The 12,961-nt window shown below is 58.7% G+C and carries 13 protein-coding genes; 6 read left to right on the top strand and 7 right to left on the bottom strand.

Annotation, left to right across the window (positions count from 1 at the left end; all coding sequences use genetic code 11):
* Positions 1–21: 21 nt before the first annotated feature.
* The 3 genes from NW848_RS03090 to NW848_RS03080 all read right to left on the bottom strand — a co-directional run bounded on the left by NW848_RS03090 (position 22) and on the right by NW848_RS03080 (position 2,077).
* A complete protein-coding gene (locus NW848_RS03090) occupies positions 22–1,557 on the bottom strand; it encodes a site-2 protease family protein (protein WP_414508828.1) in 1,536 nt (511 codons plus the stop codon).
* Between the two features lie 83 nt (positions 1,558–1,640).
* Entirely contained in the window at positions 1,641–1,811 is a 171-nt protein-coding gene (locus NW848_RS03085; RefSeq protein WP_011430576.1) for a PCP reductase family protein, read from the bottom strand.
* An 11-nt stretch (positions 1,812–1,822) separates the two neighbouring features.
* A complete protein-coding gene (locus NW848_RS03080; RefSeq protein ID WP_041439081.1) occupies positions 1,823–2,077 on the bottom strand; it encodes a DUF751 family protein in 255 nt (84 codons plus the stop codon).
* Positions 2,078–2,256: 179 nt separating this feature from the next.
* On the opposite strand from NW848_RS03080, the gene NW848_RS03075 reads away from it, so the two are divergent.
* A complete protein-coding gene (locus NW848_RS03075; RefSeq protein ID WP_228375231.1) occupies positions 2,257–2,796 on the top strand; it encodes an ATP synthase F0 subunit B in 540 nt (179 codons plus the stop codon).
* Positions 2,797–3,167: 371 nt separating this feature from the next.
* On the top strand, positions 3,168–3,551 hold the full coding sequence (locus NW848_RS03070; RefSeq protein ID WP_011430573.1) for a hypothetical protein: 384 nt from the start codon (positions 3,168–3,170) through the stop codon (positions 3,549–3,551).
* Between the two features lie 242 nt (positions 3,552–3,793).
* Here the strand turns inward: NW848_RS03070 and NW848_RS03065 are convergent, their stop codons facing one another.
* The gene (locus NW848_RS03065; RefSeq protein ID WP_011430572.1) at positions 3,794–5,647 is read right to left on the bottom strand and encodes an ABC1 kinase family protein; all 1,854 of its coding nucleotides are present in this window, start codon (positions 5,645–5,647) and stop codon (positions 3,794–3,796) included.
* A gap of 401 nt (positions 5,648–6,048) precedes the next feature.
* Between NW848_RS03065 and NW848_RS03060 the strand changes: the two genes are divergently transcribed.
* From NW848_RS03060 to NW848_RS03045, 4 genes are all read left to right on the top strand, one after another.
* Positions 6,049–6,591, top strand: coding sequence for an NYN domain-containing protein (locus NW848_RS03060; protein ID WP_011430571.1), 543 nt, complete (start codon positions 6,049–6,051; stop codon positions 6,589–6,591).
* A gap of 193 nt (positions 6,592–6,784) precedes the next feature.
* Entirely contained in the window at positions 6,785–7,921 is a 1,137-nt protein-coding gene (locus NW848_RS03055) for a citrate synthase (protein ID WP_414402732.1), read from the top strand.
* Positions 7,922–7,999: 78 nt separating this feature from the next.
* On the top strand, positions 8,000–9,055 hold the full coding sequence (locus NW848_RS03050) for a permease (RefSeq protein WP_414402735.1): 1,056 nt from the start codon (positions 8,000–8,002) through the stop codon (positions 9,053–9,055).
* A 168-nt stretch (positions 9,056–9,223) separates the two neighbouring features.
* A complete protein-coding gene (locus NW848_RS03045) occupies positions 9,224–9,691 on the top strand; it encodes a DUF29 domain-containing protein (protein WP_099813135.1) in 468 nt (155 codons plus the stop codon).
* A 22-nt stretch (positions 9,692–9,713) separates the two neighbouring features.
* Here NW848_RS03045 and NW848_RS03040 read toward each other — a convergent pair whose 3' ends face one another.
* From NW848_RS03040 to pstA, 3 genes are all read right to left on the bottom strand, one after another.
* Complete coding sequence (locus NW848_RS03040) at positions 9,714–11,081, bottom strand: FAD-binding oxidoreductase (protein WP_414402731.1); 1,368 nt, start codon at positions 11,079–11,081, stop codon at positions 9,714–9,716.
* 112 nt (positions 11,082–11,193) lie between these two features.
* Complete coding sequence (gene pstB / locus NW848_RS03035; RefSeq protein WP_414402734.1) at positions 11,194–11,991, bottom strand: phosphate ABC transporter ATP-binding protein PstB; 798 nt, start codon at positions 11,989–11,991, stop codon at positions 11,194–11,196.
* A gap of 70 nt (positions 11,992–12,061) precedes the next feature.
* On the bottom strand, positions 12,062–12,955 hold the full coding sequence (gene pstA, locus NW848_RS03030; RefSeq protein ID WP_414402730.1) for a phosphate ABC transporter permease PstA: 894 nt from the start codon (positions 12,953–12,955) through the stop codon (positions 12,062–12,064).
* Positions 12,956–12,961: the final 6 nt, after the last annotated feature.

Below are 12,961 nucleotides of genomic sequence, written 5' to 3'. Positions count from 1 at the left end.
TGGTTTGGATCCTACCCCGAACTAGGCCAAGGCCAGCCAGCTTTGCAAAAAGGGCGGCACCGGCAGCAGGATCAGCACCAGCAGCGTCAGCATCCCCAGCCCCAGCAGATCCCGCCCCTCGTCCAGCTCCGTGACGTCGTTGAGGGCCGGCTCGTCGGCGCTGGAGATGACAAACAGCAGCAGCGCCCACAAGAGTAGCCAGGGCTGCACCGTCAAAGCCAACAGCAGCACCAGCCAGCGAGCTACCCGGCCCACATTGGCTCCCATCTGCTGCCCGTACACCGCGTGGACAATGTGCCCCCCATCCAGTTGGCCCACCGGCACCAGGTTAAACGCGATCACCACCAGGCCCAGCCAGCCGGCAAAGGCCAGCGGGTGCAGATCGATCACCTGGCCCGGCTGCAACTGATCCCCCAGCACCATACGCGCCAAGATCGCCAGCAGCACCGAGAGGCGTGGGTCGATGCGATGGAAGCTAATTGGGGTGGGCTGCCCCTCCGGCACCGCCGGCGGATCCCCAGGCGCCGAAAAGGACAGCCCCAGCAGCAACATCGCCAAAGCAACCAGGCTGCCCGCCAGCGGCCCGGCAATGGCAATATCAAACAACACCTTGCGGTTGGGCACCGGCTCTTTCAGCTCGATGAAAGCCCCGAAAGTTCCCAACACAAAGGGCACCGGGATGAAATAGGGCAGCGAGGTTTTGATGCCGTGGCGGCGGGCCACCCAGTAGCGGATCCCCTCATGGGATCCCAGAATGGCCAGGATCCCAACTGCGTAGGGCAACCCCTTCAGCAGAGACGGGAGATGCAGCAGCCGGTCAGGGCCGACCCCAGCCGCCTGGGCCCCGGCAGTGAGAGTCGTCCAAAAGGTAAACAGCAGCAGCCCCAGCGCCAGCAGAGGCCACTCCTGCTGACGGGTTAGGGAGCGCCGTGCCGCCGGGTTGGGCACCAAGGCAAAAAAAGGCTTGCCGGCAAACCCCTCCTGCAGCACCACCAAGAAGCGTTTGCCAAAAGTGTTTTCTACATTGCGCTGCACCCGCTCATAGGCTTCCGTGGGATCCGCCCGCAAATTGCCGCGGCAGATGATGGCCTGGGGACGGTACTCCACGCTTTGCAAATAAAAAACATTCCAGGGGAAGCAGTGGCTGAGCTTTTCTCGCGGCACCTCCGAGATGGGGGTGTGGACAAGAGCTGCCGAGGCCAGATCTGCAGCACTGTCCTCCTTTTCTTCCTCTGCTTCAAGCAAAGACTCGCGATCCGATCCCGCAACCGGCGAGGTGTTTTCCGCCCCCGGTTGAGAGCCTGCCGTTGGAGGTCGGAGGCGCCCCCGGCGTACCAAAGTCATGCTGGTAAAATAGGAAGCCAGAAACAGCCCCAACATGAGCAGGGGGGGCATTTCGTACTGAAACACCTGACGCCCCAGCACCCAGATCAAAGGGGGCATCATCATCACCAGCCACAGGATCCGCCAGGGCACCTTGGAGAGGCGGGCCACACTTTTTTGCAGCAGCAGGTAGGTTGCAGAACCCACCAGTGCCAACAGGATCCAATCTGCCATGAGTTGCAAAAAACAGAGGAGAACACCTCTACCAAGCTAGCGGCAAACCCAATCTCCCTGCTATGGCCAGCAGGGGGGATCCCTCAAGAGCCAAACTTTTGCTTGGCCTGCTCGTAAACTGCCACTGTGATCTTCTGGATCCCGGCTTCGCGGGCAAACTGTTCAATCTTCTTACGGGCAGCCGGACGCACAAAGAAGGGGATTTCTTTAAGGCGCGCCTCTGCTTCTGGCGTCCACTCTATCGCTTCGTCCATCCCCCCTGCCCTCAACGCAACATCCACGCCGGCAGGAGAGTGTGCCCTGTCATGCCTCGCAGGGTGAAATAGACAAACAGCAGCAACAGCAGGGATCCCAGCACAACCAGGGCTGCCGAGGTCGGACTTTTGCGGTACAGGTTAACAAAAGGCTGTAAGCCAGCCCAGATCCCCCCCAGCAAGACGGTAATGAAGTAGGTAGGGTAGCGGGAGACATTCTCCACAAATTGATCTTCCAGTCGACGAGGAGGCTGCGGCTGTGGCATGGGCAGATCGCAATCCAACAACTTCCCCTCAGTTTGCCACAGAGACCGGTTTCTGTCCCCCCGGCTGAAGAGGGATAGGAACCAGGGGGAAGCCGCCCAGGCTCAGAACCGCGAGAACCTGATATGGTAGGCGTTATCCTGCCTGCTTAGCTCAGCCCAGCCACCCACTCTCTGGCCTGATGCGAGAATTGCCCCCCGATGCCCTCAATCGCGCCGGTGACCTGCTTGGGGAACAGACCCTGGCGCTGATGCGCGTCCAGGAGGCTTTGGATCAACTGGAGGCAGCCATTCTCAGCAGTCCTCGTCTGTTCTGGTCTCGCACCCTTATCGACGAAGAGAAGATCCTGGAGCAGTTGGACTTCATCCGCCTCAACCTGCCCACAGCCTTGGAGGAAGCCGAGGAGGTGCTGCGCCAGCGGGATCAGATTTTGGCCGAGGCCCATCGTTACGCCCAGGAGATCGTGGCCGTGGCCCAGCGCCGCGCCGAGCAGCTCGTCAGCGAATCGACCATCCTACGCCAGGCTCAAGCGCAGGCAGAACAGTTGCTGCGACAAACCTACCAACAGAGCGAGGAGGTGCGGCGACAGACGCTGCAGGAGTCGGAGCGCCTACAACGGGAGGCCCATCATTACGTGGATCAGGTTTTGCAAGACCTAGAGCTGCGGCTGTTGGAGTCTCTGCGGGTGATCCGCAACGGGCGACAAAACCTTCAGACCTAAATTTGTGCTCGACCAGAGAGTGTTCATCGGTTCAGTTTTAGGCCAATATAAAAGGTAGCATCCGGGCTTCTTTACCCTGCGGATCTGTGGTAACCAAACTAACCTCCGCCAGGAAAGACGAAGACAAGTCTCGGATGGGCGGCCAGGAACTCGACGCGCTGTAGATTGCTGCTGCAGGCAAGGAACCTCGAGCTTTTGTGGCAAGCTGGCGCAGTTCTCCCTTCGCTTAACTGAGAGCGTGTGTTCCTCTTCTCAGCGATTGCCCCAACATTGGACTCATCGAGCTACCTTCCGCGGCGGGCTCTGTCCTCAGCCTGCGAGTTCCGGCTTTTACCCCTTTTGGGGAACCACTCAGTCGTCTAGGAGATTCTATGACCATTGAACCGAAAGCCCGTAAGAACCGCGAAAATGCCAACTCCCGTTCCCGCAGCCGTCGCCGTGAATCGGCCAAAGGGATCAAAGGGGCCAATCCAGCCGCCAGCCTCTCCCTGCCGAAGTTGATCCAAGAGAATGCTGTGCTCCAATCTCGCAGCCAGTTGTTGCTGATGTACAGCGACTTCCAAACCGAAATGCCCAACGACGGCAAAACCGGCGTTGGCACCTGGCTGCAGAACCGCCTCAAGGAGTACGGCATGCCCAGCCTGCTGCGTTTTGGCCCGCGCTCCTGCCCCCAGGTTTTCCGCCGCGATGAATTTTCTGAGTGGATGACGCTAGCCCTCAATGCCGTCAGCCCCAAAGACGAGAGCGCCAGCTAGGAGAGGTAGACTCTCGTCGGGGCAGACCTGAACTACGCTGAAGAGACTGCGCCATTGGGTTCAGCCGGGAAAGTTCCTTCTGCCTGCTTCTCTCAACATAAGGATGTCGTTGGGATTTTCCCGGCTTGCTCTTCTTAGTTAGTGGCCGACACTCGCGGGGCAACCCAAAGCTTTTTCCCGGAGGCTGGTCTTGTTGCCCCGCAGAGCAGAAAGGTTCTGGTCTGTTCAGCGCAAGGGGAAGGTCAGGCAGCAGCAGGTTTTGCAGCTTTCATCGGCCCAGGGCTCCCGTTGTGCCCGTTTACGGGCTTTTTCTCATCCTCCGACAACAATAGGTCGCGGATAAGCCGGGCTGCCGAGCGTTGCAACCAGCGGGAGGCCAATTGCCGGCCCAGTTGCTGGGCTTCCGGCTTGGTGGCTATCTTGGCGACGATGGGCAGAAGCTGCAGCGGCTGAAAGGTCGGGTTGCGGCTGAGGAGTTCCCACAGACGTTGCAAATGAGCCAAGCCGTCTGAGGTGCCGTTCCCCGAGCTGGAGAACAGCACATCCACCAGCCGCTCCCGCAAGAAAGCCCCCCGCTCGGAAAAGATAAAATCGACGGCCTTTTCCAGGGATCCCTGCAGGTCAAAGTCTTCGCTGTTGGCGGCGTTGCGCAGCAGGTTCTCCAGGCGGTTCCAGCGGAATTGCCCCTGGTTAAACAGCAGCTCCCGCAGGGCGGCGCGTAGCTCTGGAGCCGGGTCGGTGAGCAGCCGCTGGGCCACATAGGGATAGGCCACGCTCAACACCTTGAAATTGGGATCCAAACTGATGGCGATCCCCTCCAGGGTGAGCAAAGAGCGGATGATCAGGGCGTAGTAGGCAGGCACGCGGAAGGGAAAATCGTACATCACCCCCGAGAGCTTATCCGTGATGCTTTTGAAGTTCAGCTCGGCCACGGAGCTGCCCAGGGCCTCGGCAAAGACAGCTTCCAAAGCGGGAATGATGGGGGTGAGATCCGTATCGGGATCCAGGAACTCCAGATCCACGTAGTCCTGCGCCAAGGCAACAAAATCCCGGTTCACCAAGTGGACGATGGCCTTGATCAGGCCGTAGCGCTGGTGGGGCTGGATGGTGCTCATCATGCCAAAGTCGATGTAGGCCAGCCGCCCGTCGTGCATGGCCAAGAGGTTGCCCGGATGGGGGTCAGCATGGAAAAAGCCATGCTCCAAAAGCTGCTTAAGGGAGCAGTTAACCCCAATCTCGATCAGGTGCCGTCCATCTAGCCCTGCAGCGGCAATTTTGTCGAGTTGGGTCAGCTTGATGCCGTCGATCCACTCCATCGTCAGCACCTTGGTGCGGGTGTACTGCCAATAGATTTTCGGGGCGTAGATGGAGGGGTGGCGGTACAGCTCCAGGAAGCGCTCAGCGTTGCGGCCCTCTTGGGTGTAGTCCATCTCCTCGTAAAGCCGCCCGGCAAACTCATCCACAATGCCCACCAAGTCGCTGCGGATGCGGCGGAAGGTGCGCTTGGCCCAGGCGGCCAGGCTGCGGATGATGTACATGTCCAGGGAGATGCGCCCGATCAAATCGGGCCGCTGCACCTTGACGGCGACTTTCTCCCCTGTGTGCAGATAGGCCTGGTAAACCTGCCCCAGGCTGGCAGCGGCAACCGGTTCCGGGCCGATCTCGCGAAAGATCTGCTCTACCGATTGGCCGATCTCCGACTGGATAAGGGCAAAGGCGGTGGCATTGTCGAAGGGGGGCAGCTCATCCTGAAGCTTGGCCAGTTCTTCTAAAAAAAGAGGCGAGACCAGGTCAGGACGGGTGGAGAGAGCCTGGCCAATTTTGATAGCTGTCGGCCCCAATTCCGTGAGGATCTCCCGCAGCCGCGCCGCGTGCTTGGGCCGATTTTTCAGCTCCACCCCTCGCCAGCGATCCCAAAACACCCAGGCCAACAGACCCAAAAAGGGGGTGATCAACTGGAATAGACGCCCCAGCACCAGATCCCAGCGCCCCCGGTATTGCTCGGCCAATTGCTCCGGATCGTAGCGCAGGGCTGGCTGCGACAGGGTAACCTCAGCCCCCGCCGCTGCCGAAGCCGGTCGAGGCTGGGTTGCCACTGGTTTGGTTACTGCTGCTGTTGACGGTATTGCGCCCATAGAAGTCCCGACGGATCTCGTAACACATCTTAACTTGCTAGCTCGGGTGCGGTAAAAATGGTCTTCTCGACAAACCTGCGGGCGAACTCAGGCGAAAAGTAACACCCAACCGCTCAAGGGAAGTCGCGTAGAAAAAAGCTTTGGGCCTGAGGCAGACCCCTTACGACTGCTTTCCTTGAGGACTTGCAACCCCTGGGGGGCGTCTTTGAGGCAGTCTTCCTCTCCTGGTTCACTTGCAAGCCCAAGACTGTGAGTGGGCCAGCCTCAAAAGGGTCTTTACGGCGCTCTTTGATAAGGATTAGGATAAGGGTGCAAACTGATACAAATTGGTGCGATCCTGGGCAAGGGATCCACCACTATGCATGACAGCTTCCTCCCCCACAGTTTTATTGGTTGACGGCTACAACATCATCGGAGCTTGGCCCACCCTAAAGAAGTTGGCACGTCGCTCCCTGCTGGACTTGGCGCGTCTGCGCTTGGTGGAATCTTTGGCCAGCTACGTGGCTTTCCGCGGCTACCGGGCGACTGTGGTGTACGACGCCTATACCCAGCCCACTCCTGCCCGACAGGAGCGTTCTCCCTCCGGCATCGAGATTTTCTACACTGCTTACGGGGAAACTGCCGACGCCTGCATCGAACGGCTCTGTGCTCAGTTGCAGGCAAAGGCTTATCGGGTACGGGTGGCCACCTCAGATCGCGTCCAGCAGTGGGTGATCGGCGGCTACAACGCAGAATGGCTCTCGGCAGAACAACTGTGGGCAGAAGTGCAGCAGGCTCAAGAGCAGATCCGGCGCATCCAGCCCAAGCGGCTGCCGAGCAGGCGGGGCATTGATTTCTATTTGAACCCGGAGACCTTCTCTCGCCTCAACCGCTGGCGACTCTCCGGTCGGGATCCCGTACATTAACTGGCGAGGTGCTCCGAGGCAAACCTGATACCGGAGCAGGGTCTTTCTCACCCTGGCTGATATGGGTTGCCAAAGCCCTTCTCAGGGTAGGCAAAGGCGGGATCTGGCTTCAGAGATCCAGATCTGCTTTAATGTAGCGAATGTAGTGACGTCCCTGTTCTCTCCTTGGGGGGCTCATTTCAGGGATCCGACTATGGCGGATGGCGAATACAGGCCGGGGCTAGAAGGCGTTCCGGCCACGCGCTCTAACATTAGTTTTGTCGATGGCCAGGCAGGGATCCTGGAGTATCGGGGCATTCCCATCGAGGAACTGACGGCCCAGAGCACCTTTCTGGAGACGGCCTATCTGCTGATCTTCGGCAAGCTGCCGACGCAAGCCGAGCTGGACAACTTCGATCAGGCCGTCCGCAGCCATCGGCGGGTGAAATACCGCATCCGCGACATGATCAAGTCGTTTCCCGAGTCGGGCCACCCCATGGATGCCCTGCAAACCTGTGTTGCCAGTCTGGGGATGTTCTATCCGGTGCGAGAGGCGGATCCCGACTACGTGTTCGGCACGGTTACCCGTCTGCTCGCCAAGCTGCCGACGATGGTGGCGATGTTTCACCAGATGCGCCAGGGCAACGATCCCATCCCCCCCGACGACAGCCTGGATCATGCCGCCAATTTCCTCTACATGCTCTCCGGCAAGAAGCCGGATCCCTGGTTGGCCCGCATTTTTGACATCTGCCTGATCCTGCACGCCGAGCACACGGTCAATGCCTCTACGTTTGCCCTTCTGGTGAGCGCTTCCACGCTGGCTAACCCCTACAGCAGCCTGGCCACGGCGGTGGGTACCCTTTCGGGGCTGTTGCACGGGGGGGCCAACCAACAGGTGATGATGCTGCTGCGGCAAATCGGCTCGGTGGAAAATGTGCGCTCGTTTATCGAGGAGAAGCTGGCCAAAAAACAGCGCATCATGGGCATGGGTCACCGAGTCTACAAGGTGAAGGATCCGCGGGCCACCATCCTGCAGCGGCTGGCTGAGGAGCTGTTTGAGCGCTACGGCCACGACAAGTACTACGACATTGCCCTGGAGGTGGAGCGGGTGTGTGAGGAGTTGCTAGGGCCGAAGGGGATCTACCCGAATGTGGACTTCTACTCAGGGTTGGTCTACGCCAAGCTGGGGATCCCGGAAGATTTGTTTACGCCGGTATTTGCCATTGCCCGGGCGGCGGGTTGGCTGGCCCATTGGCGGGAGCAGTTGTCGGACAATCGCCTGTTCCGCCCCACCCAGGTGTACACAGGCGAGCGCCAGCAGCGCTACATCCCCATCGAGGAGCGGAGTTGAGGGCGGTTTGACAGGGCGCTGGGCCGGGATCCCAACTCAATAGAGCCCAAATTGGTGTGAGGTGGTGCGTTGAGCCTTTTGGATTCTCCTCTCTGGCGCGATGGGTTCACCCTCTTTTTGAGCATCGTGGTGCAGGCCATGCCCTTTTTGCTCTTGGGGGTGTTCCTTTCGGGGCTGATGGCGGTGTTTGTAGAGGGATCCCAGTTGGCCCGCTTCCTGCCCAAAGGCAAAATCGGCAGCGCGGTGGCTGGCGGTGCTTTGGGGTTCTTTTTTCCGGTGTGCGAGTGCGGCAACCTGCCGGTGGCCCGTCAACTGGTGATCAAAGGGATCCCACCCCACGTGGCGGTGGCTTTTTTGTTGGCGGCGCCGGTGTTTAACCCGGTGGTGATCTTTTCCACTTGGATTGCCTTTCGCTCCATGCCGGAGCTGGTGATCTACCGAGTTCTCTTTTCCTTCGGCATTGCGGTTGTCGTCGGCTTGATCTTCAGCCTGCAAAAGGATTTCCAGCCTCTGTTGCAGCCGTCAGTCTGGCAGGAGCTGCAGCGCAATTGCTCCCAAGAAGCTGATCCGAAGAACATCTCCCGCTCGCCGTTGTTGCAGGGGGGCACCTTCTGGATTGGATCCCAGAGCCCTGCTCAAGGGGCCTCTGGCGGATCCCTGGCCACTTTACAAACGGCTGAAGATGTGTATCGCTCTGCTCTGGCCGCTGCGCCTTCTCCCTCCAGGGGACAAAAAGGAGTTCTCCTGCTGCAGACCTGGGCCAAGGAGATCCGCGAATTGGGATCCGTGCTCATCTTAGGCTCGGCGATGGCGGCCCTGATTCAAACGGTGATCCCGCGTTCGTTTGTGCTGGATTATGGCCAAGATGCGCTGGTCTCGATCCTGATCATGATGGCGCTGGCCGGGATCATCTCCATTTGCTCGACGGTGGATGCCTTTTTTGCCCTCTCCTTTGCCGCCACCTTCACGCCGGGATCCCTGTTGGCCTTTATGGTGTTTGGGCCGATGGTGGACCTGAAGGCCATTGGCTTGATGCTGACTTTGTTCAGGCCCCGCGCCATTTTCTACTTGGTGCTCCTGACTTTTCAGTTCACTTTAGTAGGGGCTTTGGCCATCAATTACTACTGTAGTTAAAATCTTGGATAGGTAGTCCCCGCAGCGAACGATAGCTTAACTGCAGGGTCAGCGGCGATTAGGCTGAGATATTCAGAGTGCCAGGATCTCTGAGATTGAGAAGTTGGGCAGGAGGGCATTGTCCCGGCTGGAGCTGAAACGACTACATACAGGCGGCAGGATAGAACCGTGAGCAACCTATACTTTGCAGATTTTAACTTGTGGATTGCCCAAACAACCCAGCTCTTGCGGGAGGGACGTTGGCAAGAAATTGATCTAATCCATTTAATTGAAGAGGTTGAGGATTTGGGTAAGAGCGAACGGCGAGGGATGACCAGCCAATTAACTCGCCTTCTCCTGCATTTGCTCAAGTGGCAATATCAACCTCAGCGCCGCTCAGATAGCTGGTTGGATTCCATCACAGATGCGCGAACCCAAATTGAATTGGCCCTCGAAGATAGCCCCAGCTTAAGAGGATATCTGGCCGAGCAACTGGAAAAGAGCTATCAACGGGCACGCCGCCATGCAGCTCAGCAAACCGGTATGGATATCTCGGCCTTTCCGGAGACTTGTCCCTATGCTTTGGAGCTGGCCTTGGCAGAAGATTGGCTGCCAAGCCCCTCTCCTTTTGGAAGAGGAAACTCAGAGATCGCCTAAGGATAGAGACCTCTCGGCACTGTCAAGCAGAAGCCCGCCCTTGCCAACTGCGCATCTTGCCGGGGTTAAGCAACCCGTAGGGATCCACTTCTTCCTTGAATCGGATCTGGCGCGGATCCATCACCTTGCGACCCCCCTCTTCGATGATGTAGGTGTGAGGGTTGGCGATGAAGACTCCCTGCGCCTCGTGATAGCGCATGATCTCGTTGAGGCGTTCTTCAGTGGTAAAGCGCACAATTTGCAGGCCGACCGGGGCAACCTGGCCGCGTATGCGAATCCATTCCAGGTGCATCAGCACTTCGTCGCCAAAGTGCTCGTACAGGTGCTGCACCAACTTCAGCTCCCGGTCGGGCGGGAAAATCGATTGTAGATAGGTCAAATTGGGATCCACGCTGCGGCAGTGCAGGGTGGTGTGGTTCCAGGAAAATTCCCCCAGCGAGATCCCCTTGGCCGCCTCCTGCGCCGTTTTGTTGTAGACCACCTGGCCGCCATGTTCCCGAATTAGCTCCAGCAACGGCTCCAGGCTGGGCTCGGCCACCATCACCAGGGCCACGGCGGATCCCTGGGGCAAGTAGTCCTGCAGGGGGACGAAGTAACGAGGGATCGGCCAGGCGTGCAGGCTGATGAGTTTCTTGAGGATCCCATCTGCCTCGGCCAGGGCCTGCCCAAAGTGGGCGCAGGGCATAAACCCCACCTCAGGGGGAAAGGCCACCACCAGCTCTGCCCATGGGTAGGCCGGCGCCAGCGGGATCTCTACTTCTGTGATGATCCCGTTGAGGCCCCAGGCATGGCTGACTTTAAACACGTCGTCTCCCCGCAGCTCCAGGGCCCGCGGCTCCTCTTCGACTGTGATCACCCGCAGCCCCAAGATGTTGCCCCGATCCAGCAATTGGCCGTAGGTCACAGAGCCAATGCCGCCGCTGCCCCCGGCAATGAACCCCCCAATAGTGGCCGTACGGTAGGTGGAAGGGGCCATACGGATCTCCCAGCCCATCTCCCGGGTGTGTTTGTCGATGGCCATCAACTTGGCCCCCGCCTGCACCCGCGCCAAGCCCGGCTTTGCCCAAAGCACCTGGTTGAGCTTGCCCATGTCCAGGATCACACCCCCGGCCAGCGGGATACATTGGCCGTAATTACCGGTACCGGCACCGCGCACCGTAACCGGGATCCGCAGCCTGGCACAGGCCGCTGCCACCCGCATCACCTCGGCCTCATCGGCGGGGCGCACCACCAAATCTCCCCGCTTGTCGCTCAGTTGTCGGCTCAGCACGGGGCTGTAGTGGTAAAAATCCAACGACAACTTGGCCACCTGAGCCGGATCGGTGATGATCTCAATACCCTCTAAGTCAGAACGCAAAGCCTGCAGCTTGTCAGGAGCGGCAACGATCATGGGTATCCGTATTTGGGTGCAACGGTTCTTCAGACTCCATCATCGGCAGAAATTGCCTGCAAAAGGGTTTGCCGAGAACAGTATGGGAAGGATCCCTGTCCGGCCAGGTCGATTAGCCGAAGCGGCCCTCCACATAATCTCTTGTGGCTTGCTTGGTGGGGCTGTTGAAGATGACTTCAGTTCTGTCAAATTCAATCAGCTCGCCCACACGGTTGGATCCCACCAGCTCCACGCTAAAAAAAGCCGTCATATCCGAGACACGGCTGGCCTGCTGCATGTTGTGGGTGACGATGATGATGGTGTAGTCCTGCTTCAACTCCTTCATCAGCTCCTCGATGCGACGGGTGGAGATGGGATCCAACGCCGAGCAGGGCTCGTCCATTAAAATCACATCCGGCTGCACCGCCAGGGCGCGGGCAATACACAAGCGCTGCTGCTGCCCCCCGGACAAAGACTGGCCGTTTTCTTTCAACTTGTCTTTCACCTCGTCCCAGAGGGCGGCCCGCTTCAGCGAAGTTTCCACCACCTCGTCCAAGTCCACCTTCATCCCCAGCACCCGCGGGCCGTAGGCCACGTTGTCGTAAATGCTTTTGGGGAAGGGATTGGGCTTTTGGAAGACCATGCCGATACGCCGCCGCACCGCCACCGGATCGACTTCTTTGGCGTAGAGATCCTTGCCGTGGTAGGTGAGCTTGCCCTCTACACGAGCACCGGGGATCAAATCGTTGGTGCGGTTAAAACAGCGCAGGATCGTGCTTTTGCCACAGCCGGAAGGGCCGATAAACGCAGTAATCTGTCGGGCTGGGATGTCCAGAGTAACATTTTTTACCGCCAGATTGGAGCCATAGTAGACATTCAGGTTCTCGGTCCTGAAAACGTAAGAGGTCTGGTTAAGAGATTGAGTTTGCATGGCAGCACTCACAAAAAGAGCTAGAGTTCGACGAAGAGTTCGATTCAAGACTTTGTTGAGAATCCTCAGGCTATTTCCTGGTCTTGTACACCAAAAAGCGAGCGGTCAAGCTGGCCGCCAAAACAATGGCTAACAAAACCAAAGCGCCCGCCCAAGCCAGCTGCTGCTGCACCCTGTAGGGAATGATGGAGAAAAAGTAGACCATCACCGGCAAGGTAGCCACCGGGCCAAATAGATTAGTAGACCAGAAATTGTTGTTGAAGGCGGTAAAGAGCAGAGGTGCAGCCTCGCCTGCCGCTCGGGCCAAAGCCAGGATTAGCCCGGTTACGATGGCCGGTGCCGCTGCCGGCAAAACAACGCGCATTGTGGTCTGAAAGCGATTTGAGCCCAGGCCAAGGGAAGCCAAGCGCATGTCGGGCGAAACCAGCAGCAACGCCTCCTCGGTGGAGCGGACGACAATCGGCAGCATCAGCACGCCAAAAGCCACCCCTCCCGAGAAAGCCGAAAAGCCGGATCCCCTCACCACCACAGCATAGGCAAACAGGCCGCAGAGAATGGCCGGTACCCCCGTGAGCACATTGCAGGAAAACTTAACCAGATAAGCCAAGCGGGTGCCGCGACCGAATTCAGACAAGTACACTGCCGCCAAGATGCCGAAGGGAAAGCTCAAAGCCGCCCCCGTAGCCAGCACCATTAAATTGCCGACAATTGCGTGACCAAAGCCCCCTTCCGCCAGGCCAGGGGCAGGGTAGCGGGTCTGGGTGAGGACATCCCAATTTATCCGCTGGATGCCTTCCTTGCCCACATCCCACAGCACCCAAGATAGGGAAGCTATGATCACCGCCACAGAGAGGCCACTCAGCAGGGTTAGGACAATGCCTGTGTAATTGCGGACAGGGGCAATGGCGGCACGAGTAATGTCGATGTCAACCTTCTCAGGGGCAAGCTGTGCTGAGTCGGACATGATAAC

This window comes from Synechococcus sp. RC10A2 (genome assembly GCF_047502605.1).
This window is presented reverse-complemented; position numbering and strand designations above follow the sequence as displayed.